Origin of the sequence: Candidatus Methanoplasma cognatum (assembly GCA_009777615.1) — an archaeon.
GTDB lineage: Archaea > Thermoplasmatota > Thermoplasmata > Methanomassiliicoccales > Methanomethylophilaceae > Methanoplasma > Methanoplasma cognatum.
Window position 1 is genome coordinate 511,175 of the sequence record WRLM01000001.1, and the last position, 23,899, is coordinate 535,073.

21 protein-coding genes, 1 tRNA gene and 1 other RNA gene are annotated in these 23,899 nt (G+C 52.2%); 8 read left to right on the plus strand and 15 right to left on the minus strand.

The window, feature by feature from the left end; genetic code table 11:
- Positions 1–202: 202 nt before the first annotated feature.
- From purF to FWG96_02285, 5 genes are all read right to left on the minus strand, one after another.
- A complete protein-coding gene (gene purF / locus FWG96_02265; GenBank protein ID MCL2032086.1) occupies positions 203–1,609 on the minus strand; it encodes an amidophosphoribosyltransferase in 1,407 nt (468 codons plus the stop codon).
- Positions 1,610–1,751: 142 nt separating this feature from the next.
- Entirely contained in the window at positions 1,752–3,920 is a 2,169-nt protein-coding gene (purL, locus tag FWG96_02270) for a phosphoribosylformylglycinamidine synthase subunit PurL (GenBank protein ID MCL2032087.1), read from the minus strand.
- Positions 3,920–4,537: a phosphoribosylformylglycinamidine synthase subunit PurQ gene (purQ, locus tag FWG96_02275; GenBank protein ID MCL2032088.1), complete on the minus strand. Its 618-nt coding sequence runs from the start codon at positions 4,535–4,537 to the stop codon at positions 3,920–3,922. The genes purL and purQ overlap by 1 nt, the downstream gene beginning before the upstream one ends.
- On the minus strand, positions 4,534–4,800 hold the full coding sequence (gene purS / locus FWG96_02280; protein MCL2032089.1) for a phosphoribosylformylglycinamidine synthase subunit PurS: 267 nt from the start codon (positions 4,798–4,800) through the stop codon (positions 4,534–4,536). Before purS ends, purQ begins: the two co-directional genes overlap by 4 nt.
- Entirely contained in the window at positions 4,797–4,997 is a 201-nt protein-coding gene (locus tag FWG96_02285; GenBank protein MCL2032090.1) for a hypothetical protein, read from the minus strand. The genes purS and FWG96_02285 overlap by 4 nt, the downstream gene beginning before the upstream one ends.
- Positions 4,998–5,218: 221 nt before the next feature.
- On the opposite strand from FWG96_02285, the gene FWG96_02290 reads away from it, so the two are divergent.
- Positions 5,219–6,124: a phosphoribosylaminoimidazolesuccinocarboxamide synthase gene (locus tag FWG96_02290; GenBank protein ID MCL2032091.1), complete on the plus strand. Its 906-nt coding sequence runs from the start codon at positions 5,219–5,221 to the stop codon at positions 6,122–6,124.
- Positions 6,125–6,181: 57 nt separating this feature from the next.
- On the opposite strand, the gene rnpB is transcribed toward FWG96_02290, so the two are convergent.
- The 3 genes from rnpB to FWG96_02305 form a co-directional block, all read right to left on the minus strand.
- Positions 6,182–6,472: RNase P RNA component (gene rnpB / locus FWG96_02295), an RNA gene on the minus strand.
- A 149-nt stretch (positions 6,473–6,621) separates the two neighbouring features.
- Positions 6,622–6,936: a hypothetical protein gene (locus tag FWG96_02300; protein MCL2032092.1), complete on the minus strand. Its 315-nt coding sequence runs from the start codon at positions 6,934–6,936 to the stop codon at positions 6,622–6,624.
- A gap of 95 nt (positions 6,937–7,031) precedes the next feature.
- Entirely contained in the window at positions 7,032–7,232 is a 201-nt protein-coding gene (locus tag FWG96_02305) for a hypothetical protein (protein MCL2032093.1), read from the minus strand.
- A 205-nt stretch (positions 7,233–7,437) separates the two neighbouring features.
- On the opposite strand from FWG96_02305, the gene FWG96_02310 reads away from it, so the two are divergent.
- Positions 7,438–7,992 carry a TetR/AcrR family transcriptional regulator gene (locus FWG96_02310; GenBank protein ID MCL2032094.1) on the plus strand — a complete coding sequence of 185 codons (555 nt, stop codon included), beginning with the start codon at positions 7,438–7,440 and terminating at the stop codon, positions 7,990–7,992.
- A 96-nt stretch (positions 7,993–8,088) separates the two neighbouring features.
- Positions 8,089–8,487 carry an Rrf2 family transcriptional regulator gene (locus tag FWG96_02315; protein ID MCL2032095.1) on the plus strand — a complete coding sequence of 133 codons (399 nt, stop codon included), beginning with the start codon at positions 8,089–8,091 and terminating at the stop codon, positions 8,485–8,487.
- On the opposite strand, the gene cysK is transcribed toward FWG96_02315, so the two are convergent.
- The 4 genes from cysK to FWG96_02335 form a co-directional block, all read right to left on the minus strand.
- Positions 8,481–9,404, minus strand: a complete 924-nt coding sequence (gene cysK / locus FWG96_02320) for a cysteine synthase A (protein ID MCL2032096.1) — start codon at positions 9,402–9,404, stop codon at positions 8,481–8,483. The genes FWG96_02315 and cysK overlap by 7 nt on opposite strands.
- A gap of 5 nt (positions 9,405–9,409) precedes the next feature.
- On the minus strand, positions 9,410–9,859 hold the full coding sequence (gene nifU, locus FWG96_02325) for a Fe-S cluster assembly scaffold protein NifU (GenBank protein MCL2032097.1): 450 nt from the start codon (positions 9,857–9,859) through the stop codon (positions 9,410–9,412).
- 1 nt (position 9,860) lies between these two features.
- On the minus strand, positions 9,861–11,045 hold the full coding sequence (gene nifS / locus FWG96_02330; GenBank protein MCL2032098.1) for a cysteine desulfurase NifS: 1,185 nt from the start codon (positions 11,043–11,045) through the stop codon (positions 9,861–9,863).
- Between the two features lie 172 nt (positions 11,046–11,217).
- The gene (locus FWG96_02335; GenBank protein ID MCL2032099.1) at positions 11,218–11,967 is read right to left on the minus strand and encodes a sel1 repeat family protein; all 750 of its coding nucleotides are present in this window, start codon (positions 11,965–11,967) and stop codon (positions 11,218–11,220) included.
- Between the two features lie 305 nt (positions 11,968–12,272).
- On the opposite strand from FWG96_02335, the gene FWG96_02340 reads away from it, so the two are divergent.
- The 4 genes from FWG96_02340 to FWG96_02355 all read left to right on the plus strand — a co-directional run bounded on the left by FWG96_02340 (position 12,273) and on the right by FWG96_02355 (position 17,456).
- Complete coding sequence (locus FWG96_02340) at positions 12,273–15,665, plus strand: bacterial Ig-like domain-containing protein (GenBank protein MCL2032100.1); 3,393 nt, start codon at positions 12,273–12,275, stop codon at positions 15,663–15,665.
- 246 nt (positions 15,666–15,911) lie between these two features.
- A tRNA-Leu gene (locus tag FWG96_02345) sits at positions 15,912–15,995 on the plus strand.
- 74 nt (positions 15,996–16,069) lie between these two features.
- Positions 16,070–17,173 carry an SEL1-like repeat protein gene (locus FWG96_02350; protein ID MCL2032101.1) on the plus strand — a complete coding sequence of 368 codons (1,104 nt, stop codon included), beginning with the start codon at positions 16,070–16,072 and terminating at the stop codon, positions 17,171–17,173.
- 46 nt (positions 17,174–17,219) lie between these two features.
- Positions 17,220–17,456: a hypothetical protein gene (locus FWG96_02355; protein MCL2032102.1), complete on the plus strand. Its 237-nt coding sequence runs from the start codon at positions 17,220–17,222 to the stop codon at positions 17,454–17,456.
- 11 nt (positions 17,457–17,467) lie between these two features.
- On the opposite strand, the gene FWG96_02360 is transcribed toward FWG96_02355, so the two are convergent.
- Positions 17,468–17,821, minus strand: a complete 354-nt coding sequence (locus FWG96_02360; protein ID MCL2032103.1) for a hypothetical protein — start codon at positions 17,819–17,821, stop codon at positions 17,468–17,470.
- 92 nt (positions 17,822–17,913) lie between these two features.
- On the opposite strand from FWG96_02360, the gene FWG96_02365 reads away from it, so the two are divergent.
- Positions 17,914–18,519, plus strand: coding sequence for a formate/nitrite transporter family protein (locus tag FWG96_02365; GenBank protein MCL2032104.1), 606 nt, complete (start codon positions 17,914–17,916; stop codon positions 18,517–18,519).
- A gap of 316 nt (positions 18,520–18,835) precedes the next feature.
- Here FWG96_02365 and FWG96_02370 read toward each other — a convergent pair whose 3' ends face one another.
- Together FWG96_02370 and FWG96_02375 are read right to left on the minus strand one after the other, a co-directional pair.
- Positions 18,836–22,312 carry a leucine-rich repeat domain-containing protein gene (locus FWG96_02370; protein ID MCL2032105.1) on the minus strand — a complete coding sequence of 1,159 codons (3,477 nt, stop codon included), beginning with the start codon at positions 22,310–22,312 and terminating at the stop codon, positions 18,836–18,838.
- Between the two features lie 348 nt (positions 22,313–22,660).
- Positions 22,661–23,887, minus strand: coding sequence for an isocitrate/isopropylmalate family dehydrogenase (locus FWG96_02375; GenBank protein ID MCL2032106.1), 1,227 nt, complete (start codon positions 23,885–23,887; stop codon positions 22,661–22,663).
- Between the last annotated feature and the right edge of the window lie 12 nt (positions 23,888–23,899).

Genomic DNA, 23,899 nt, shown 5'->3' on the forward strand with positions numbered 1-23,899 from the left:
CCGCCCCCTCCCAAGGATATTCGTGCGACGGTCCGGCGCCTTTCCCCCGTGTGATGAGGGATCCAAGCACATTACTGTGTCGAAGGTCGGCATGGAAGGGCAAATACCACCGAGAATATAATATATACGGGGACCCGCGGAAATTCTCGCGGCCTGAATACAGGGGGCGCGGCCGGAACAGAGGCGAGCACGGACAAACGGCTCAGCGGCCGTTCTCAAGCGTCATTTGGGACAGATGCGTTCCGCCAGGTATTCTAACAGGATATCTGCCGTCAAGGCATGCCATGCACAGATCGCCCTCTGGTTTCCCGATGGCCTCCACAAGTCCCCCGATGCTTATGTACCCCAGGCTGTCTGCCCCTACCATTCTGCATATCTCTTCTTCGGTGCGTCCCGCCGCGACGAACTGGTCCATGGATTTCATATCCACTCCATAATGGCAGGGCGCGATGACCGGCGGGCATCCGATCCTTACATGCACTTCTTTCGCTCCCGCTCCCCTGAGCATCTTGATCAGTTTTTTAAGCGTCGTACCCCTGACGACGCTGTCATCGACCACGACAAGGCGTCTGCCGGACACAGTGCTCTTTATGGGGTTCATTTTCATCGACACCGCCAGCTCCCTCTCTCTTTGATCAGGGAGGATGAAGGTCCTTTCTGCAAAGCGGTTCTTCATGAATCCCTCCTCATACCGCATCCCCGACGCTATGGAGAACCCTATGGCCTGCGCGCGTCCGGAGTCCGGTATCGGTATCACCGCGTCAGCGTCAGCGGGATGCTCCCTCGCCAATATCTTTCCGATACTCTTTCTTATGTCGTAGACCTCTCTCCCGTCGATAACGGAATCCGGTCTGGCGAAGTACACCCATTCGAACATGCAGTGCGCCCTGCGTCTGTCGGAAACACCGGGATAAGAAATTAAACGGTCGTGTTCCGCTTCAACGATCTCTCCCGGCGCGACATCCCTTATGAACGTGCCGTTCAGAGCGTCTATCGCCGCACTTTCGGATGCTATGATGTGCCCTCCGCCCGTCCTGCCTATGCATAACGGCCTGATCCCGTGCGGATCGCGGATGCCGAACAGTCTGCCGTTGATTAGAACCGTAAAAGAATAAGCCCCCTCTATTTCTTTCATCATGCTCCTCATGGCCTCTATCGGGTCGCGCCGCCGGGTCATGTGCTCGGTAAGCGACCTTACCGCAAGCTCGGTGTCCGAGTCCGTAAGGAATGACACTCCTGACATCAGGTACCTTTCCTTTAGTTCCGCATAGTTGGTTATGTCGCCGTTGTGCGCAATGGCCACCGTTCCAAAGCCGGTCTCGACGGTAAGCGGCTGTGCGTTCATTACGCCCTTGGAGCCGGCCGTCGAGTACCTTACATGGCCGACGCCGCAATGCCCCCTCAGAGATTTGACCGCATTGTGCTTTATGGCCTCCCTCACTGACCCAGAACCCTTCTCGGTGACGATGTCCTTTCCGTCAAAGACAGAAATCCCTGCACTTTCCTGGCCTCGGTGCTGCATTATCATCAGGGCCTTGAAAATATCATCAGCAACATCAGCCGTGCGGCATACCCCCACGACGCCGCAGCTGTGCTTCGGACCCGTCATCGCATCACCCTCATCCTTTGAGCCAGCAGGCGGAGTTCCCCCGGCAGGTCAGCCCCAGTTACGGGCGGACTGTCTGTGTAGGGTGACCCCCTTAATAAAACATCGTTCGCTGAGACCGTGCGACCCGCGCGCCGGACGGAGATCAGTTCCCGATCTCTTCCTCAATCGAGTTCTCATACAGATGTTTCAGCTCCTCCAGATCGAAACTGAACCCGTTGAAGGTTATGTCGCTGCCTCCGCATTTACCGAGGCGTTTGTAGGGAGCTTTACAGTGTCTTTCGAACTCCGCCGGATCGGCCGTCGAAACCACGTATCTTCCGGTGATCTCTCCGAACAAAGCCTTCAGCGGTTCGACGGTGCCTATGAGGTCCCCCGTGAACCCGCTGTCCCCCAGGAACGACCCCTCCAAGACCGCGCCCAGCAGACCTCCTTCGGAGACATCCGCCGCACCGCAGATCAGTCCTCTGTCGCGCAGACAGAATATCGTTTCCGCAAGCAGGTGTTCCAGCCGCGCGTCGGCCTTGTCGACCTCCCCGCCGAGGAAGTCGAAACACGCCATCTGGTACAGCGACGCGCCCACGTGCGAATCCTGTCTCATCTCCCTGCCGAGCAGATAGAGCGTCTCGCCGCCGCCGAAGCATGATCTCAGGAGGTCCTTCGCGGACTCGGCGTATCCGACCATGCCGACAGTCGGCGTAGGATAGACGCGGATGTCTTCGCATTCGTTATACAGCGAGACGTTTCCCGATACGACGGGTATCGTCAGTTCGCGGCAGCCGTCCGCCAAACCGTCGATCGATCTTATCAGCTGGTACCCCACCTCTTTTTTTTCGGGGTTGCCGTAATTAAGGCAGTCGGTCACCCCGAGCGGTCTGTATCCTGATGAGACTAGGTTGCGCCATGATTCGTAAACGGTGTTTCTGGACCCGTTATAAGGATCAAGGAACACCTGTCTGCCGTTGGAATCCATCGTCAGACCCAGGACCCCTCCTTCTTCCGGAAGCCAGATCCCGGCCGCACCCGCTTTGCCGGGGGTCACGGCGGTCCTGCCGCCGACGGTGTGGTCATACTGTGTGTAGATCCAGCTTTTCGAGGCAAAGTTAGGATCCCCCGCGACCTTTCTGACAGCTTCTTCAACGCTCATGGTCCGGTCCGGCGTCCTGTTCCGGTATTCAGAGATGTATCTTGGCTCTGTTTCACTCAGGTCGTAAAGTACGCCATTGTTAAGCGCCGAGGGCGGCACATTCGCAACCATCACTCCGTGCATGAACAGGCGGTACTCCGGTTCCGGCACGGTCCTGCCGATCTCGTTTGCCGGTATCTCGTATTTATCCGCTATGTCCAGGACCTTCCGCACGCCCGCCGCCGTTGTGACGAAGATCATGCGCTCCTGGGATTCGGAGAGCATTATCTCCCACGGTTCCATACCGTCTTCGCGGAGGTGAACCCTGTCTAGGTAAAGCTCCATTCCGCAGCCGCCTTTATATGCCATCTCTGACGTAGAGCTCAAAAGCCCCGCCGCGCCGCAATCCTGGCATGCCAGGACCTCATCCAGGCCCAGTATCTCAAGTGTAGCTTCGATAAGGACCTTCTCAATGAACGGGTCGCCGATCTGGACCGAGGGACGGTCGTCTCTGGAACTTTCGCTCAGCTCTTTTGATGCGAACGACGCTCCGTGGATCCCGTCGCGTCCCGTATGGGAACCGACGATGACGACATGTCCCCCCGCCGGCGCGGATGATGTCTTGATGTCCTTTTTGCGGGCGATGCCTACGGCCATGACATTTACGAGCGGCGAGGTCTCATAACAGGCGTCGAACCCGACCTCTCCTCCGACCGTCGGCACCCCGATCGAGTTGCCGTATGCGCTGATGCCTTTAACCACGCCGCTGAACAGATGTTTCGAGCGGTTGCTGTTCCGGCCCCCGTCGATCCTGCCGAACTTAAGCGAGTCCAGCAGCGCGACCGGTCTGGCGCCGAGGGCAAGAACATCTCTGATTATGCCGCCTATGCCTGTCGCGGCGCCATGGAACGGCTCCACGGCCGAAGGATGGTTGTGCGACTCCGCTTTGAAGAATATCACCATGTCTCCGATCTGTACTCCGCCGGCGTTCTCTTCGCTGTGCAGGGACCCTTCCTTAGGGAACCTTGTAAGGTATTTACGCGAATGGCTGTAGCCGCAGTGTTCCGACCACATCGCCGAGAACAGGTATGTTTCGATATCGTTCGGCACGCGGCCAATCTGCTTTACTATCTCTTTATACTCAAGGTCCGTGAGGCCGAGTGCCGAATGGAGTTCCGCCATTTTCATCACTTCTCCCTCAGCGCCGTTTCGATGATCTTAAAGATCTCGCGCCCGTCTGTGTTGCCTGTCTCTTCAAAGAACGCCCTCTCGGGGTGCGGCATCATGCCGATTATGTTGTTCTCGCGGTCATAAAGTCCGGCTATGTCCCGAACGGAGCCGTTGGGGTTGCCGATGTACGTAAGGAATATCATATCTTCGGGAACGCTGTCCGCCAGATATCGCCCTTCGCCGTGTGCGATCGGAAGGGTGATCTCCGTTCCCGCGTCCGTTCTCAGCCTGACATCCCCGCAGATGAACCGCATGTCCCGGTTATCGGTAAGAACCCCCGGAAGAAGGCCCGATTCGCATAATATCTGAAAACCGTTGCATATTCCTATGACAAATCCGCGTCCAGCCTTCACATATTCTCTGACGGCGTCCATAACGGGGCTGAATTTGGCCAGCCGCCCGGAACGGATGTAATCGCCGTACGAAAAGCCGCCCGGAAGGAGGACGACATCGTATCCGTCCAGAGACCGTTCGGAGTGCCAGACGAGGTCCGTTTCCCAGCCGAATCCCTCGCATGCGGCCTTAGTGTCCCTGTCGCAGTTCGTTCCCGGAAACACTATCACTGCCGCTCTCATAGGTCCATCTCGCAAAATCTTTCAATATCATATTTTTCCAGGACCGGATTGGAGAGCACCTCTCGGCAGATGTTCTCCACCTTTGCTCTGGCTTCCCCCTCGTCCGCTCCGTTCACGGTCACGGAAAAGTATTTCCCGACCGACACGCCCGGCTGCGCTTCAATCCCCGTGCGTTTCAGGACGGTCTCGATCGCGGAACCCTGCGGGTCGCGGATCCCATTTTTCAATGTCACAACAATGTCTGCCCTATATCTCAAATTCATCCCCGCCTCTTTCCTATATCTGCAAAATATGCATACTTTTTGCCCCCAACTGGCTCCGAGCGGACGAGCCGCGCGGCGGCTCCGACACACAGAGGGCCAAACTTATGTTCCGGCCGGTCCGGGACGATCCTCTCACCGCGGTAAAACTTCCGCAGGGGGAAGGACGCCTGCCATTCCTCGATTCCCATGCGGTTCATAATCCCTCTTGAGTACGGAACGGATGAGGCCCAGAAAAAGAGGGTGCGGGCGGTCAGTTCTTTTCTTAAAGCCCGACCGACCGCATAAAACCGGGTAAACAGCATAGGGCGGAGTTATTTTTCATTGCTAATAAATCTTTCTTATTAGAAAAACTCGGACCTATTCATGAAATGGGACCAGCAGTGAGAAGATTTAATATCCCTTGCTGTTAACCCCCGGTATGAAGCTCATCCGCAAGGGTAAGGTCAAAGAAGTCTACCAGGCGGACGGCGATACGCTGGAGTTTGTTTTCAGCGACAATATTTCCGTTTTTGATAAGATCATTCCATCCTCCATCCCCCACAAAGGAGAGACGCTCTGCAGAACAGCGCTGCATTGGTTCAGTTTGCTGGAGAAGATCGGGATAAAGGGGCACCTGATCGAGTATCTGCCGCCGAACGGGATGAGGGTGAAGAGATTCAGCATCATTGAGGATTACGATAAAATAAACACGGACACAACCAATTATCTCATTCCGCTGGAGTTCATATGCAGACATTATGTGGCCGGATCCCTCATGGACCGCATAAGCTCTGGCAAGGTCTCTCCGGAGGCGCTCGGATTCCCAAAAGGCCATGAGGTGAAGTACGGGGAGAAGCTTCCCCGCCCGTATTTAGAAACAACAACGAAACTGGAAGAACATGACAGAGAGTTGGACGAAGAGGAGGCCAAGAAGATCGCCGGACTTACCGATGAGGATTACAAAGGCATACTGGACACTATCCTTGCCATCGATAAGATGATCGAAGAGGAGGCGGCGAAGCGCGGCCTCATACATGTGGACGGAAAGAAAGAGTTCGGATACGACGAGGTCCGCAACCTGGTCGTCATTGATACTTTCGGCACCTGCGACGAGGACCGCTGGTGGGACCTGGGATCATATAAAGACGGGGAGGTGGTCGAACTGAGCAAAGAATTCGTACGCCAGCACTACCGCGAGACAGGGTATCACGCCGAACTGAGCGCTCTCCGGGAGAAGGGGCTGCCCGACATACCCATACCGCCGCTTCCGGAAGACATAGTGAGAAGAGTGACCGACCTCTATGCGGGCATGTTCGAGAGAATAACCGGAGAGAGGTTCCGCTGATCCCCGAATACCGGAGCGTTAACTCTGCTCCGCGTGTTCCCCGGTTGAAAGGGCGTCAAGTCATGATAGTACCCCCCCTTCTGTTTCAGGCAGCATTCAACTACGCGCTCTACCCGCCGGTCTCGGGCGGTCATCCCGGCTGTATGAGTTTGCTCCGATGAGGTGTCGCCGTTTCACCATATCCTTGGGAACGTCACTGTCCGCAGATCATCCTTAACCAAGGCTGTGTCGTTTCTGGGCCCTTGCCAAAGCTCTCGCCTTACCGGATTTCCCGGTTCATCTTGCCCTGTGGAGGAGGGAAGTTCCTCAGCTGGATCGAATCCTACCGTCGGCTGCCCTTCATCTCTTGACGCCAATAGTATACAAAATCGGTATTTTTCTTTAACGGTCAGACAGAATCAATAATGTCGGCAGTGTTGCCCATTCATTATACCCGACCTAGATCAAATAATTCATCGATAGAGCGCTGTCAGTTGTGTATGGCTCTCGAACATCCTTTATGCCATGGCAATTATTACAAACAAACAAAGAACACATATGACAACTCCCATGCCCCATGCCCCTACGACGGCTAGCTTTACGGATGTAAGAGAACTCCCGTCATCGAACCGTTCGGTTGCTGTTGCCCATTTCCATTTACCCAATTTAGCCATTATTTCAGCGCATAATCCAATTATAACAACCAATGTTGAAAAAAATGATGCCAGATATACAAAAATGATCGAGGCGCTAAGCAATGCAGAAACAAAAGTTAAAGCACTGAATCCAATTATTGAACATATCAGGGTCTTTTCTTTTCTTTCGTCGTTCATACCCAGCGCCTCACTGAAAAACCGCTACCTGATACAACACTGAATAAAAGCATAATGGCGGCCATTATAGAGCCGCCGGTTTTATTTTGTCCTCATTAAACCTTAACGGTTCTGCTTGATAAGAAGAACCAAATTCCCACCGACAGGTCTATCCCGCCAAGGATGAATAGTACCCATGATACGTTAGACAATATAGGTATGAATAATGTTATCACAGCAAACAGCAGAATTCCGATTCCGCCCGCCATCATCATTTTTCCAAACATACGGCGCGGATTGTTTGATATCGTTTCCATAGTGCCACCTAAAGAACATATGGGAAATGATACAATAAAAACTATCGCAGACTGTCCCTAAGATGAAGACGAGAACGGCAAAGCAGGCTACTTATTTTGGTTTCCAAGATTGTTTCCATCCCTCTTGTTCCGGCTCCATTTCGCATCCCGCATTGTACTTTTAGAAATATATTAAATACATTCAAAACATGTTTAGTAAGCAATCATGAATTCAAAGGACAAGAAGGGAGAGATAATCCACAGGACCGCCGAGCTGCTGTCTTCGGCGGACGGCGCATCTGATATTACTACAAGAAGGATCGCCGAGAATGCCGGAATAAATCCCGCGATGGTGAACTATTACTTCGGCTCCAAAGAGAACCTCCTGAAAGAAGCGATATCGGCGATGAACGGAGACCGCCGGACGGAAACGCCCCAAAGCGGCGGCGGTTCCAGGAAGGCGATGTTCGATTATCTTGTAGGAATATGTGAAACGAACATGCAATACGCCGGATTCGGACTGAGCAGGGACACTGTTTCTTTTTCGAACGATGTCAAGAAGGCATCCTCGGTCCTTTTTGAGATGAAGGGATCCCACGACGGCAAGAAACCCGATAAAGAGGATGCGGCCCGGATATTCAGGACAGTGTGCTTCCTTATGGCAGCATCCTTGGATCCGGAAGGATTCGCAGAATGCTCCGGGACTGACATCCGCGTGAAGAGTGAGTTAAGATCATCGGTATCGGGTCAGCTTGATATCCTGCTTGGGGATTCCCTGTAAGAAATCACCACTAGAACAGTAGGAAATATTTTACCGCTTTATCTGATTATATGTCTTATGCTCATATCCTCAAAGGGACGTTACGCGCTCAGATGCATGCTAGATATCTCGCTGAACGGCCTGGAGGAGAACGTGAAGCTGAAGGATATCGCTGACAGGCAGGATATCCCGATAAAATATCTTGAGCAGATCGTCTCTTCCCTCAATAAGGCAGGCTTTGTCATAAGCGAGAGGGGGCCCAAAGGCGGCTACCGCCTTTCGAAGGCTCCCGAAGAGTACACAGTGGGGATGATAGTGAAACTGATAGAGGGAGATACCGCACCTGTCTCGTGTTTTTCCGAGGACTGCGAGAGGTCGGATCGTTGTGTGTCAATGATATTGTGGAAAAAGCTCAATGAGGCCGTGAACTCTGTCCTCGAAGGTACCACTCTCGCTGATATGATAGATTGGAGCTCCAAGGGCAGATTCATCGAGATAGAGATCCCGGATTACTGAAACATCTCCGTTGAAAGATATCTCTCTCCGGTGTCAGGGGCTATGAACACTATTGTCTTACCCTTATTCTCCGGCAATTTTGCAAGCTTCACAGATGCGGCGAGCGCCGCCCCTGATGATATTCCCACAAGCAGACCCTCTTTCTTCGCGGTTTCTCTGCCGAACGCTAATGCCTCTTCTCCGGAGATCCTGACAATCTCGTCTATCACGGACATATCGAGGATCGCCGGGACGAACCCCGCCCCTATCCCCTGTATCTTGTGAGGCCCCGGGTTCCCGCCGGAGAGGACATCCGACTCCGCGGGCTCGACTGCCACGTTTTTGATATTCGGGTTCTTGGACTTAAGGTACTTTCCGGCTCCGACGATGGTTCCTCCGGTGCCGACCCCTGCGACAAAGATGTCTGTCTTTCCGCAGGTGTCGTCCCATATCTCCGGCCCGGTCGTGAGCTCATGGAATTTCGGGTTCGCCGGGTTCGTGAACTGGCTCAGTATTACGCTGCCAGAGATCTCTTTCGCAAGCTCATTGGATCTGGCGATCGCGCCCTTCATACCGTCCTTGCCGGGCGTGAGGACGAGTTCGGCGCCGTACGCGCTCAGAAGGTTACGGCGCTCCATGCTCATCGTTTCAGGCATGGTCAGGATGAGCCTGTATCCTTTGGAAGCGGCTATCGCCGCCAGCCCGATGCCCGTGTTGCCGGACGTCGGCTCTATGATGACCGCGCCTTTTTTGATTAAGCCCCTTCTTTCGGCGTCGTCTATCATCGCGAACGACGCCCTGTCCTTCACACTGCCCGTGGGGTTCCTGGATTCCAGCTTGGCGATGATCTTTGCGTTCAGGCCGTGTTCTTTCTCGATGTTCTTAAGCCTCAACAAAGGCGTTCTGCCAATAAGGTCTGTAAGATTCTCATGTATCATATCCATCAATCTTCTTCATGCAGATCTTCGTGATGGCTGTCGTGTATGTCGTCGGCGGGTTTTTCGAGCCCGTCTATCTTTATGCCATTCTTGTCGGCGTAGTCCCACAGGGCGGCACGCACCGCCTCTTCCGCAAGGACGGAGCAGTGAACTTTGATCGAGGGCAGGCCGTCCAGAGCGTCCATGACGCTTCTGTTGGTAAGTTTGAGTGCCTCGTTTATGTGCTTTCCTTTTATGAGCTCGGTCGCCATGCTGCTGGTGGCCACTGCCGCGCCGCAGCCGAAGGTCTTGAATTTAACGTCTTTGATGAAGCCGCCTTCGTCTATGTCGAGGTACACCCTCATGATGTCCCCGCATTTTGCGTTGCCAACCGTGCCGACGCCGCTTGCGTTCTCTATCTCCCCCACATTCCTGGGGTTTGTAAAATGGTCCATCACCTTTGCGCTGTATTGCATTTCATGCCTCCTTGTTCTTAATGGCGTCCTCGTACAACGGGGACATTGATCTTAGTTTAGCCACCACTTCCTTCAAAGCCTCGACCGTATAGTCGAGTTCTTCCTTTGTGGTGTGTTCGGACATGGTCATTCTCAGGGACCCGTGGGCGATCTCATGCGGCAGCCCTATCGCCAGGAGCACATGCGACGGGTCAAGCGAGCCGGACGCGCATGCAGATCCCGTTGAGGCCGCGATCCCTTTCATGTCGACCATCATGAGCATCGACTCTCCCTCTATGTATCTGAAGCTGATGTTGGCATTCCCGGGAAGCCTTCTTTCCCTGTCGCCGTTGAGTCTTGAGTGCGGTATCTCCTTCAGCAATCTGTCGATCAGGTAGTTCCTCATCTCGGTCACCTTGACAATATTCTCGGCCATTGTTCCTTTGGAAATCTCCGCCGCTTTTCCGAACCCTACTATTCCCGGAACATTCAGCGTTCCGGCCCTTCTTTTCCTCTCATGGGGTCCGCCGTGCATCATTGGTGCGAGCTTCACGCTGTTCTTCATGTAAAGCATGCCGACGCCTTTGGGCCCGTTGACCTTGTGCGCGCTGGCGCTCAGCAGATCGATATTCTCTTTCTCCACATCTATGGGGATGTGTCCGAAGGCCTGCACGGCGTCGGTATGGAACAGTATTCCCTTGGAGCGTGCGATCTCTCCGATTTCCTTTATGGGCTGTATGGTGCCGATCTCATTGTTAGCGTATATCACGGATATCAATATCGTATCCGGGCGGATGGCGGCCTTGAGCTCATCAATTTTTATTATTCCTTTGTCGTCCACGCCTACGAAAGTGACATCGTAACCTTCCCTTGCGAGGAACTCGCACGTTTCCATCACGGCATGGTGCTCGATCGCCGATGTAATGATATGCTTCCCCTTGTCTTTTTTCATATACGCTACGGATTTGATGGCCCAGTTGTCGGACTCGCTGCCGCCGGATGTGAAATAGATCTCGTTATCCTTTGCGTTGATCAGGTTCGCTATTATCTTCCTTGCCTTCTCGCAGGCCGCGCTGCATTCGGCGCCGAAGGAGTGGATGCTGGAGGGGTTGCCGTACATCTCCGTGAGATACGGCATCATCGCATCAAGGACCTCGGGATTCAATCTTGTCGTGGCGGCATCATCCAGATAAATGATCTTCGGCATTCGTTTCACCATGTTTTCATGTCAGATTTCATACTATTTTGATATGAATTAATGGAAGGAGTGAATCTCACAATATATAATTTTTTGTTATACGCCGTGCCGGAGGGGCTGTGTGGCAGATCGAGACAGTTTTCTCACAGGCTGTCTCCCCCTGCCAAAGAAAAACGTGCTGTCAGTCCGGCTCAAAGACGAGTATCCCTTCGTCGACCAGCCTCTCAAGGGCCTCTTCCGCCTCTTCGCAGCCCTGTTCGGCAGAGAGCATGTACCATTCCGCCGCTTCCTCATAATCCTGAGGCACCCCCCAGCCCTTCTCATACACCTCTCCCAGGTTGTACTGTGCGTTCTCGTCCTCCTGTTCAGCGGCAAGCAGGAACAATCTTACGGCCTCCTCATGGCTCTGATAGCACCCGCCCCTTCCCGTCTGGTGCATGAACCCCAAAGCGTTCTGCCCCGCCGCATCCCCCTGTTCCGCGGAAAGTCTGAACCATTTCACCGCTTCCTCGTCGCTCTGAGGCACGCCTGTTCCGGCCTCGCACATTATGCCCAGATTGAACTGCGCGACAGGATCCCCCTGTTCCGCGGATAGCCGGTACCATCTTGCCGCCTCTCCGTAATCCTGAGGCACGCTTTCTCCGTCATAGTACAATCCGCCCATGAGGAACTGTGCGTTCATATTCCCCTGTTCCGCGGAAAGCCTGAACCATTTCTCCGCTTTCTCATAATCTTCGTCATCATAGTACAGTCCGCCCAAGTAAAGCTGTGCTACAGGGTCACCCCTCTCGGCGAAAAGCCTATACCATTTCTCCGCTTTTTTGTAGTCCTGACGTACGCCTTCTCCGTTCTCATACATCAGTCCGAGTTCGCATCCCGCCTTGGCATCTCCGCTCTCCGCGAGCTTCTTCAGTTTACTGATATCGTCCATATGGCGGAAATGATCGGTACCTATACATATTTTTTTTTGGAACCTATATTTTGTTGGATAATTTTTTTTGAGTTTTTTGGTAATCCATTATGCCATTCGCCGCCGCCGGTCCGTTTGCGCGCTTCGAACGCAGAAAAAAGGCAGCATTCATTACACATTTATTCGTAATTTACGAATATAATTTTTTGAAATACACATTTATTTGTATGCCGAGAGTTTTAATATACATTGATTCGTATTTTTCCTCACGGTATGGGTTCGGGTTCCAGCGGAAACACGGGCACAGGCCGAAAAGGAGCGAAAAAATGCAGACAATAACGAAACAGAGCGCAATCGTGGTGCTTCTGGTCATGGCAGTGTTGCTTCCTTGCTTGTACATCGGGGTAGAGGCAGGGGGAGGACAGCATTCCAACAATGCGGGATCACACAATGCGCGGGACGCGGACAGTCTACAACCATCTTACAACGGACCTTTCTATTTTGATGATTATACTAATAATGGCGTAAGCACCATCGCCATCGGCGCGGGACTGCCGAAGAAGATGCAGCCTGCTCCGGCAGAACTTCTTATCAGCTTTGTATACATTGGTATCGACAATGCTTCCTCCGGCACTCATAGTTTTGTAGAGATATACAACCCGAATGACTTTGCTGTCGGGCTGACAGGAACGTATGCACTCCACTACAAGAGCATGGCCGGTTCCAGCGAAATGAAATATTTCACACCAGACTGGATCAAATTGGATCTCGCAGGCGAGATACCTGCGGAACATTCCTTCCTGGTGAACCTTGGCGAGACCGGTTCCCTCCCGGGCGGGAATGCCCAAGTGGGCCGTCTTGACCTTAGAGACAAGACCTTTGACCAGAGTTTTGTCTGGCCAAACGGCATTAAAGGCTACAACAAGGGCGTGAAGTTCGTCCTCACATCCAACCAGGACCAGCTTCCGAACACTTTGGCAAATCCCTTCGACGGCGACGGCGCAGGGCAGATCAATGGCTACGTGGACATGTTCGGCGTATCCGGCAACGATAACACATCTCCTTCGGTCGACGGTTATGAGACCGAGCGCTTACTTGCGAACGACAATGAGGCGCAATCCAAACAGAAAGGGTTTGCCCGCATAAACAAAGACAGCGGGATCAAATATCAGGATACTGACAACAACCTGCGAGACTTCCAGCAGGTTGACTTCAGAAGTTCGGACCTGACGGACCCCACACGCATTCCGCGCAGCATCGAAGACGGGGCATGGGGAGAGTCCGGAACGATCGCGGGAACATTCGCCGCAGAGACCCTGACCCTGACGCCCGGTTCCACCGAGCGCGACATGAACTTCACATGGTACAGCGACAGGGAGGACGCATCCGCGTCGGCGGTCCAGATAACGAAGACCTCAAGCCTGGTGAACGGACAGTTCCCGGCTGACGGTGTTATAACGGTCACCGGCACCTTCGGCGACGCTTCCAGCGGAAAGAGCTGGCATAAGGCCGGGGTCACCGCACTCGAGCTTGACACCGAATATGCGTACCGTGTTTCCAACGACGGGACATACTTCAGCGAGATCTACACATTCAGGACCGCCTCCGCAGGGAACTTCCAGTTCATCGCGGTAGGCGACCCGCAGCTGGCCAACAACCAGGATTCCGACAGCATCAACCCCGTGACCACCACGGCGGCGGGCTGGCAGAACACCCTGAGCCTTATCAGCCAATACTTCCCCGACGCACGCTTCATGGCGGGCACCGGAGACCAGGTCGATACGGCCACCAATGAATCGCAGTACACCAACTACTTCGCACCCGAGCAGCTGCGCAGCCTGCCCGTGGCGCCGTCGGTGGGCAACCACGAGGGCACCGCCGGCAACTTCGGATGGCATTACAACCTGCCTAACGAGACCTCCGGCAGCTACTTCGGCAACTATTGGTACACATACAACAACGCTTTGTTCGTTGTCCTCAACACTGCGCCTTACCCGGCGAACCAGAATGACCTGAACCAGTACATCCCGGTGATGGACGCGACCCTGAAGGCGGCGACGGATGCCAACCCCGACGCCGCATGGATCTTCGTGCAGCACCACAAGTCCACGGCGTCGCCGGCCTCGCACCAGACCGACGCCGACGTTCTGGTCTGGACCCCGGCATTCAACGCCCTGATGGACAAGTACGGCGTGGACTTCGTCTTCGCCGGACACGACCATGTTTACTCAAGGAGCTGGTCCATACTCGGCGGCGAGAAGGTGGAGGGAATCGATTATTCCCTTGACAATGTGACCAACCCTGCCGGAACGATATACTTCACCCTCAGCACCGCCAGCGGCCTGAAATACTACGACTTCCGCACGACCGCCCCCGGAAACCCTGCATGGGTCAGCGGGAACGACGGTCTGTACTTCGAGGACAAGAACGGAGTCAGGGACCTCAGCGGCATCACCGGGAAACCGTGGTACACCAACATCGGCATTCAGGTGAAGGTGCCCCAGTTCACGGTAGTGGACGTCACCGCGGACAGCGTGACGGTTACAACCTACCGCACGGACACCATGGCGGTAATCGACAAGTACACTGTGTTCAAGACGACCGCCCCGGCGGTTCTGGAGAGCATCAGTGTGAGCGAGTACCCGGCGAAGACCGAGTATATCATCGGCGAGTCCCTTGACCTGACCGGCATGGTCGTCAACGCCGTATACAGCGACGGAAGCACCAAGACCGTTACAGGTTACGGTACGGACCCGGTGAAAGGCAAGACCTTGGACACGATCGGGACACAGACCGTCACCGTAGCGTACATCGAGGACGGAATGCTTTACACAACGAACTTCACGATCACCGTCGGCCTCCCGGTGGTTCTGGAGTGCATCGTCGTGAGCGAGTATCCGGTAAAGACGGAATATTTCGTCGGCGAGTCCCTTGATCTTACCGGTCTTGTTGTGACCGCCGCGTACAGCGACGGAAGCACAGAGATCGTAACGGACTACATCGCATACCCGGCGGAGGGCACGGTCCTGGATGATATCGGCACGCAGGTCGTTCTGATAGCATACGCAGAGGACAGCGTCACCATGCTGGCATGGTTCGACGTCACGGTGGTCCCCATCCCGGTGGTTCTGGAATGCATCGTCGTGAGCAAGTACCCGGTGAAGGCCGGGTATATCGTCGGCGAGTCCCTTGACCTTACCGGCCTGGTAGTTACCGCCGTATACAGCGACGGAAGCACCAAGGCCATAAAGGGCTACGCCGCATACCCGTCGGCGGGCACAGTCTTGGACTCGGTCGGAACACAGACCGTAACGATCGCTTACATAGAGGACGGAACCCTCTATATGACGAACTTCACGGTCACGGTGGATCTCCCGCCGGTCCTGGAGTGCATCATCGTGAGCGAGTACCCGGTGAAGACCGGGTATATCGTCGGCGATCTCCTTGACCTGACCGGCCTTGTTGTAACTGCCGTATACAGCGACGGAAGCACCAAGGTCGTCACCGGTTACGGTACCGTTCCTTCAAAGGGCGCGGTCCTGGATTCGATCGGAACACAGACCGTAACGGTCGCATACATTGAGGACGGGATGTTCTGCACAACGGACTTCACGGTCACAGTGGACGGCAAGTCCGTGCCGAGCGGTTCTGTCCTGAGCATGAACGAAGAGGAGCTCGACCGCGAGAACGGCGACGGAGGGAACACCGGCGACGTCTGAGCGGAAGAAAAAACGAGGGAACCAAACACAAACCCGGCCGGCGCATGAGCGTCGGCCGGCATATTCTTTTTTTTATCGAGCTTTATAATTACAAAACAGATCAGTCCCGTCGTCTCGCCGTAGGGGGCATCAAGCCAAAAGCGGAGGGCGGGAACTGCCTTTGTTCATTATTCTTTGGAACAGTAAACAACACTCAAAGGCCCATAACAAAGCTTATTTATTGAATGCACATTCAACGCACATTACGCAGAGGTAGTCAAGTCTGGCCAACGACGCAAGGTTGAGGGCCTTGTCCTTAGTGGTCCGAGGGTTCAAATCCCTTCCTCTGCACTATTATATATTCTGAACGGAGCCGTTTTTGTAAATCAGGTCGCTTCAAATATCCATAACACGGTGACTTGGACATGGAAATTTTCAGATCTCGGGAAAAACATCGGAAGGACCGGGATGAAACAAGGATCGATAAGCCGAAGGATATAAGGAAACGTCTTGCTAAGGCGGAGAGGGGTGATGTCAGGGCCCAATATGAGGCCGGCATTATGTATCAGGAGGGCCGAGGCGTGCCTCAGGATCATGAAAAAGCGGCAAAGTGGTTAAGGCTCGCGGCGGAGGGGGTAAGAAACAGCGACGATTTCATTCCGTTCTGTATTGACATCCTGTTGTACGACATGGGGCTGAACGATCCCCAGGACTATGAAGAAGCGGCCAAATGGTTCAGACGGGTGGCGGAATTAGGCCTCTCAGATAATGCTGTGAGCTGGGCTCAGGCGGAAGAGGAGACAGCATTTTGGATGAAGCTCGGGGCGGAGCACGGGAACGTTCACGCTCAGTTCAGTCTCGGATTGATGTATCAGGAAGGCAGCGGCGTACCTCAGGACTATGAAGAATCTTCCAAATGGGTAAGACTCGCGGCGGAGCACGGGGACCCGCTCGCTCAATGCAACCTCGGGTACCTGTATGAGAACGGCCTCGGGGTGCCGAAGAATTATAGGGAAGCCGCAAAATGGTACACGGCCGCGGCGGAGCAGGGAGACTATTCCGCCCAGGACAGTCTCAGCCGCATATACGAAAACGGCCAGGACATACCTGTGGATCAGAAAGAAGCCGTGAAGTGGTATGGACTATCCGCGGAACGAGGGACCCCGGATTCCCAATTCAAACTCGGCCTGAGATTTTATATGGGGCGGGGTGTGCCCCGGGATTACAAAGAGGCAGCAAAATGGTACACTCTTGCGGCGGAAGGAGGGTCCTCGCATGCACAATTCGGCATCGGTAATATGTACGAAGAAGGGCTGGGCGTGAATAAAGATTACAAAGAAGCGGCGAAGTGGTACGGTCTTGCGGCCGAGCAGGGGGATCCAGCAGCACAATATCACCTCGGCCGTCTGTACGAAGAAGGGCTGGGTGTGGCTCCGGATGTCCGGAAGGCCGCCGGGCTGTATGGGCTCGCAGCCGGTCGGGGACATGCCGCCGCGAAGGAATGTCTTGCGCGTCTGCAAGCCCTGTGAGCCGCCCCTAGGTAATTTGATATAGGCTCCTATCGGTACATAATGCATGGAAGAATACAGGATAACGAACAAAGAGATGGCGGAACTCAAACAGACGATGGGTTTCAGGCTGACGGATGCGCGGTGGAATGAGCTTGTGGGATGCCACCCAGACGGGTGCACGAATGCGGAGATGATAGAGTTTGTCAAGAAGTGGATGGACCCGCCGTACAAGGTTGATGAGAACATCGACGCGTATCTGGAAAGGACTTTGAAAGCATACGTAAGCTTCGTAAGGGGATGACCGCAGGCCGCTCAGCCGACCTGGCGGCTGTCGAGCGGTTTTATGATATTCTCGTCTGAAAGGGATATCTTTCCTCTCAGATACCAATTGTTAACAGCGATGTCCAGTTTTGTCCGGATATCCGCCGGGTCTTCCTTCTTATTCTCCGATCTTCCCATCACGCCAGCCAGTTCCCGGATCTCATTGCAGGTCTCGACGGACATGGTATGTTCGTGAACAGAGCTGCAGCAGCGCCTTCTTATTGTCAAAGGCAGCTGTTCATCGGAAAGCAGTCTGTCTATGAAGATCGTCAGGACATCCTCATATGACAGATCCGCATGCAGCGACTCTTCGGGCTCAGTTCTCACGATAACATCATATATCAATCGACCCGCCTCCGCCGTAAGCATATAGTTCATGTCGTTAATCTTCTTATACTATACTGAACAATACTCCGGGCAGTGGATGGGGTGGTGCAGTGGATGTTCTGAAGATAATTGTGAGTTCCATCCTCGGCGGCATTATGATCAGCATAGGCGGGATAGCCTGCCTTCTGTCGGATGATAAGCTCATCGGGGCGCTGATCTTCACCGTAGGTCTCTTCGGGATATTGACGTATAAGTTCGGGCTGTACACCGGAAAGGTCGGCTACGCACTTGAGAATCCGCCGATATTCCTGGCGGATGTAGCCCTTACCCTAATCGGCAATTTCATAGGATGCCTGATGATGGGATTGGCCTTCCCCCTGGACCAGGCCGTGACTTCCTGCGAAGTAAGGCTGGCGGCCGATGAACTTGCGGTGTTCTTCAAATCGATATGCTGCGGTCTGCTGGTCTTCATCGCCGTGGACCAATACAAAACGAAGAAAAGCTATCTTGCCCTTTTCATCTGCATACCCGCGTTCATACTGGCAGGGTTCGAGCACTCCATCGCGGATATGTTCTACATCGCTTCGGCTGGAATGTTCGACCTGGATTCGCTCGTTTTCCTTCTGATGGTGATATTGGGTAACGGGATAGGCTGCCTGGCGATCCCCGCCTACAAAAGGTATTTTGAGAAGGCAGAGCCGGACCCCATGGCCTGATGTCAGACTGCCGACCGGGCACGACACCCCGCCCCCTCTGGATGAGGGCGGGCCAGGCTAAAACGCCAAAGGAAAGCGAGTGGCCTCACTGTCGGATGATCTCCCAGTGTCTATGATCGTCTATGGCAAAATTGGGCCCATACATGGCCTGTTGTTGAGATAGAAGTGGTGAATATTTAAAAGAGTGACATTTACAGTGACATTTACAGTGACATTTACAGTGACATTTATGGCCTGTATCTTCATATCACATAAACTTCTATGGCCCTTTTTTCTGTGTTTATGAGGTATGGCCTGAACATTTGAGACCTATGAGTTACTGGCCGATGAGCGATTTTAACCATGTGAATATGGCGGGATTGTCCTGAACAAACTTTGAAAATTTAGAAACAAGTCCCGGCATTTCCTTTCCGGCTTTCATGAAGAAATCTCTAACCGTACCCCACCTTTTCTTTTTATCTTGAATAGGATTTTTATATTCTTCTAACGCTGATTCCAGCTGCTTGGCTTCGTCAAGTGTCATTTTACCATATTCTTTGGAATTTAAGAACGCTTCTATAGCCTTCAAAAATTCATCCATCTGTGCGGAGGTTGCTTCGGATGGCAGGTTATCTACCCAGTTTACATAGTTCGTCGTATGTGTTTCCTGAAATGTGCTTACTCCCCTTTGTTTCCCCGTATTAACGTTTACGTTACCGTCCCTGCCATAGACTACGTTACTGTCCTTATAGACATTCACAGTCGCACCTCCCATTCTGTCGTTTTCTATTTCATCATCGGTGTGTATTAGACGCAACAATACTCTTGGGTCTGCATATTGTTTCGTCTCTTCTAAATATATTCTGTTTGCACCATCGTGATATTGGTCCAAAACTACGGAATATTTTATTTTTCCACTTTTTCCGTCAATGCGGTAGTGGATATATTCATCAAATTTAAGGTTCAGCTGCTTCAATATGTCATTAAGCTTATCCCTGATATGGCTCAAATATTCTTTTTCTCCATCCTGTTCCGTTGAGCCTACAAAGGCGTGGATCTTCTTTTCTTCAAGATCCATACGCATAAGCACTCTCCTTTTTCCATCTCTGCTTATGAATCCTGCGCCGTTCAACCAAACGCAGTCCTTGTCTAAATCATCAAACATTTTTATCATCAGGCGATGTATGGCATTATATGGCATATACTCGGCCTCCCATGAAAGATGCAACGATTGTTCTTCGTCAACAAAGCCTTTAGCAGCATCTGGGGTGGTTTTGTTCAATTTAAGTGGGACGAACACAACGTCGCCACACTTGAGGGAAATTTCAAATTGCGCCATTACATCAAGTACGAAATCTATCTCCTCACCTTTGTATGTATATTTAGTTATGTCATTGGGATGAGCTTTTTCTATAACCTTTTTGACAGTGCTATGTTCAATAAAGGCATTGTTCTTCTCCGTCTTGGTGATTAGTCTGTATATGCCGCCGGTGATCCAATTGGGATTCAACACCGTTATATTTTGAGCAGCGTAACCGATATCCTGCCCTTCATAGTAGTACGATATGCCCAGATCTTTGAACCAGCGCAGTAGCCAACTCTGAATATCAACGTTTGTCTCGTTCGCTCTCTTACATATTTCAACGTAATCCTCCTGTTTGATATATGGACTGCTCATTGCTTCCAATGCTTCTTTGATTGGAAACCATTTACTATTGAAGATGCTCGTGAACATCTCACCTTTTTCAACAGCCTTGTCTATACAAGTTTTCAGGTCCTCAATGCCGATGTTTTTTTTAGCGGATGTTCTTACCACTGGCAGTTGTAAATTAGGATACAGTTTTTTCAAATCGGCTTCATTTACGGCCGCATCTTCTGAGTGGTCAATTTTATTGATGACGAGAATAGCCGGACAATCCGGCGCGAATGCTTCCACGGTCTTAAGCCAGTGTGTGGCGGTTCTATTGAAGAACTGGTTTTCGCGGGCATCTAGAACGATGACATATACTGTTCTCGACGTTAAAAAGCATTTATGCATGGTGTGCATAACCTCCTGTCCGCCAAAATCCCATATCCGAAGCGTGACATCTTTTCCCAAAATGTTTCTTTTATGCTTTTTTATTAAAATGCCGTCCGTGGGAGGTCTGTCTGGTATATATTCATCATGTTTTACAATTCGTTCGATAAGAGATGTCTTTCCGACCTCTCCGTCCCCTAAAAAGATGATCTTGCATTCATTGATGTTTGTTATGTTTTTATAGAATTCCTGTATGAAATCCAACGGCATCTCGAAAAGACTTATGGGCATTTTCAGCAGCTTTGTATCAAATAGGGCAATTCCATGAGAGGAAAACTGATCATACTCGAAACTCAACCCCAGGAAAGCTATTGACTTTGGAATAATAGGCACAGTAAGGCCGGATAAATTCAGACGATGTAAGTTGCTTAAACCTCCAAGCTCCTCTGGTATCTCTTTCAGCTCGTTGTCACTTATATCAAGCGAAGTGAGGTTTTTCAGTCCTCCTATGAACGCCGGCAGTTCTTTCAGAAAGTTGTCACTTATATCAAGCGAAGTGAGGTTTTTCAGTCCTCCTATGAACGCCGGCAGTTCTTCCAGAAAGTTGTTACTTATATCAAGCGAAGTGAGGTTTTTCAGTTCCCCTATGAACGCCGGCAGTTCTTTCAGAAAGTTGTAACTTATATCAAGCGAAGTGAGGTTTTTCAGTTCCCCTATGGATGCCGGCAGTTCTTTCAGAAAGTTGTTACTTATATTAAGCGAAGTGAGGTTTTTCAGTTCCCCTATGGATGCCGGCAGTTCTATCCGATGGTTGCTCCACATACTAAGCGAAGTGAGGTTTTTCAGTTCCCCTATGGATGCCGGCAGTTCTATCAGCCTGTTGCGGCCTATACCAAGCGAAGTGAGGTTTTTCAGTTCCCCTATGGATGCCGGCAGTTCTTTCAGATCGTTGTCACTTATATTAAGCGAAGTGAGGTTTTTCAGTCCTCCTATGAACGCCGGCAGTTCTGTCAGATGGTTGCCCCATATACTAAGCGAAGTGAGGTTTTTCAGTTCCCCTATGAACGCCGGCAGTTCTGTCAGATCGTTCCTCCACATACTAAGCGAAGTGAGGTTTTTCAGTTCCCCTATGAACGCCGGCAGTTCTTCCAGCCCGTTGTAACTTATATCAAGCGAAGTGAGGTTTTTCAGTTCCCCTATGAACGCCGGCAGTTCTTTCAGCCCGTTGTAACTTATATTAAGCGAAGTGAGGTTTTTCAGTCCTCCTATGAACGCCGGCAATTCTTTCAGCCCGTTGCCGCTTATATCAAGCGACGTGAGGTTTTTTAGTCCTCCTATGAACGCCGGCAGTTCTTTCAGATCGTTGCCGCCTATATCAAGCGAAGTGAGGTTTTTTAGTCCTCCTATGAACGCCGGCAGTTCTTTCAGAAAGTTGTCACTTATATCAAGCGAAGTGAGGTTTTTCAGTCCTCCTATGAACGCCGGCAGTTCTTTCAGATCGTTGTCACTTATATTAAGCGAAGTGAGGTTTTTCAGTCCTCCTATGAACGCCGGCAGTTCTTCCAGCCCGTTGTAACTTATATCAAGCGAAGTGAGGTTTTTCAGTTCCCCTATGAACGCCGGCAGTTCTTTCAACAAAAAGGGGCACTCTCTTATAACCAGACATATGATCTCATTCCCTTTAATAACCGCTTTAAATGGAAAGGGAGATTTTTCCATCTCTTCCACAGAATCATAAAACTTGAATTTTATATTTGATTTGTTTTTTAATGTTTCAAAAAAATCACTGGGCCCCATTTCTTCCTCCGCTCCCGACCATTTTATTTGTTTCTGACGGCACAGGCCTCACATCGCAGCAATTGCGCTCTCAAACTTTAACACTTTTCATTCTGCAGTTGAATGAGGGGTCCCAGCGGCGGTACCTCCCCATGTGCGCCAAGGACCAATACATATATGCACGACAAGCTAGGGATGTATTTTTTAATGGATTGTTGGGAAGAAGTACAGCAAAGATATTTGAATCAACTATCGCCGAATGGTATAGTGAATGGGTTGAGAGGACGGGCGGCCGACAAACGACCGCCCTCCCGCCCGATCCGGCTCGGAATAAAAAAGGATGGGCCGGGAGGCCCGTGGGTATAAAGTTCAAGCACTCTTCACGGAAGCCTTTGCCTTTTCTATGTAGCCGTTCCAGACCTTCTCAAGGTCTGGCCTCTGCACAGTCTCCATAATGTACTGTGCGAATTCGTCCCCGGTGGCACCCGTGTTCCTTCCGGTCATCACGAGCTTCCTTTCGAACTGGACGCAGACGTCTAGCGCCATGTTCAGTTTCTTTCCTTTCTCCGCCTCGCCGATGTGGTCCATCATCAGGGCCACCGCTTTGATCATGCTGCACGGGTCGGCATATTGTCCCCTGCCTTCATCCACCATCCTCGGAGCAGATCCGTGTATTGCTTCGAACATGGCGTATCTCTTGCCGATGTTGGCGCTTCCAGCGGTTCCGACGCCCCCTTGTATCTGCGCCGCCTCATCCGTGAGTATATCTCCGTACAGATTGGGCAGTACCATAACCTTGAAATCGGACCTTCTTGCGGGGTCTATGAGCTTCGCCGTCATGATATCGATGAACCAGCTGTCCCATTTCACCTCGGGGTATTCTTTGCCGATCCTCTCCATGGTGGAAAGGAACTTTCCGTCGGTGGTCTTGACGATGTTGGCCTTTGTCACAAGAGAGAGATAATTAAGCCCGCTCTTTTTGGCGAAATCGAAGCCGGCCCTGACAATCCTGTCCGTGCCCTGGGTGGTCGCCACGCAGAAGTCCATGGCAAGGTCATCGGTGACGTCTATCCCGTCGCTTCCGAGGGCGTAGCTTCCCTCGGTGTTCTCCCTGAAGAATGTCCAGTTGATCCCAAGCTCCGGGACCGAGACAGGCCTCACGTTGGCAAAGAGGTCGAGTTGCTTCCTCATCGCGACGTTAGCGCTCTCGATGTTCGGCCAGGGATCCCCTTTGCTGGGGGTTGTCGTAGGCCCTTTGAGTATCACATGGCACTTCTTCAGTTCTTCAAGAGTGTCGTCGGGTATAGCCTTCAGGACCGCAGCCCTTCTCTCGATGGTGAGTCCGTCGATGATCCTGACCTCCGCCTTTCCCGCTTTTATCTTATCGGCAAGCAGGAACTCCATCACTTTCTGGGCGGACGCGCAGATATACGGCCCTATGCCATCACCGCCGCAAACCCCTATTATAAGTTTGTCAAGTTTGGAATAATCGGTCCAGTCTCCCTCTTTCTTGAGGTCCTCGACCCTTTTGAGCTGTTGTCTTAGCAGTTCGCCGTACCTTTCCTGTGCGGCCTTTATGGATGCTTCATCTGCCATTAATATCATCTC

Excerpts from the sequence above, each read along its gene's own strand:
- purF (MCL2032086.1), bottom strand. The coding sequence starts at position 1,609 with ATGACGGGTCCGAAGCACAGCTGCGGCGTCGTGGGGGTATGCCGCACG.
- purL (MCL2032087.1), bottom strand. The coding sequence starts at position 3,920 with ATGAAAATGGCGGAACTCCATTCGGCACTCGGCCTCACGGACCTTGAG.
- purQ (MCL2032088.1), bottom strand. The coding sequence starts at position 4,537 with ATGAGAGCGGCAGTGATAGTGTTTCCGGGAACGAACTGCGACAGGGAC.
- purS (MCL2032089.1), bottom strand. The coding sequence starts at position 4,800 with ATGAATTTGAGATATAGGGCAGACATTGTTGTGACATTGAAAAATGGG.
- FWG96_02285 (MCL2032090.1), bottom strand. The coding sequence starts at position 4,997 with ATGAACCGCATGGGAATCGAGGAATGGCAGGCGTCCTTCCCCCTGCGG.
- FWG96_02290 (MCL2032091.1), top strand. The coding sequence starts at position 5,219 with ATGAAGCTCATCCGCAAGGGTAAGGTCAAAGAAGTCTACCAGGCGGAC.
- FWG96_02300 (MCL2032092.1), bottom strand. The coding sequence starts at position 6,936 with ATGAACGACGAAAGAAAAGAAAAGACCCTGATATGTTCAATAATTGGA.
- FWG96_02305 (MCL2032093.1), bottom strand. The coding sequence starts at position 7,232 with ATGGAAACGATATCAAACAATCCGCGCCGTATGTTTGGAAAAATGATG.
- FWG96_02310 (MCL2032094.1), top strand. The coding sequence starts at position 7,438 with ATGAATTCAAAGGACAAGAAGGGAGAGATAATCCACAGGACCGCCGAG.
- FWG96_02315 (MCL2032095.1), top strand. The coding sequence starts at position 8,089 with ATGCTAGATATCTCGCTGAACGGCCTGGAGGAGAACGTGAAGCTGAAG.
- cysK (MCL2032096.1), bottom strand. The coding sequence starts at position 9,404 with ATGATACATGAGAATCTTACAGACCTTATTGGCAGAACGCCTTTGTTG.
- nifU (MCL2032097.1), bottom strand. The coding sequence starts at position 9,859 with ATGCAATACAGCGCAAAGGTGATGGACCATTTTACAAACCCCAGGAAT.
- nifS (MCL2032098.1), bottom strand. The coding sequence starts at position 11,045 with ATGCCGAAGATCATTTATCTGGATGATGCCGCCACGACAAGATTGAAT.
- FWG96_02335 (MCL2032099.1), bottom strand. The coding sequence starts at position 11,967 with ATGGACGATATCAGTAAACTGAAGAAGCTCGCGGAGAGCGGAGATGCC.
- FWG96_02340 (MCL2032100.1), top strand. The coding sequence starts at position 12,273 with ATGCAGACAATAACGAAACAGAGCGCAATCGTGGTGCTTCTGGTCATG.
- FWG96_02350 (MCL2032101.1), top strand. The coding sequence starts at position 16,070 with ATGGAAATTTTCAGATCTCGGGAAAAACATCGGAAGGACCGGGATGAA.
- FWG96_02355 (MCL2032102.1), top strand. The coding sequence starts at position 17,220 with ATGGAAGAATACAGGATAACGAACAAAGAGATGGCGGAACTCAAACAG.
- FWG96_02370 (MCL2032105.1), bottom strand. The coding sequence starts at position 22,312 with ATGGGGCCCAGTGATTTTTTTGAAACATTAAAAAACAAATCAAATATA.
- FWG96_02375 (MCL2032106.1), bottom strand. The coding sequence starts at position 23,887 with ATGGCAGATGAAGCATCCATAAAGGCCGCACAGGAAAGGTACGGCGAA.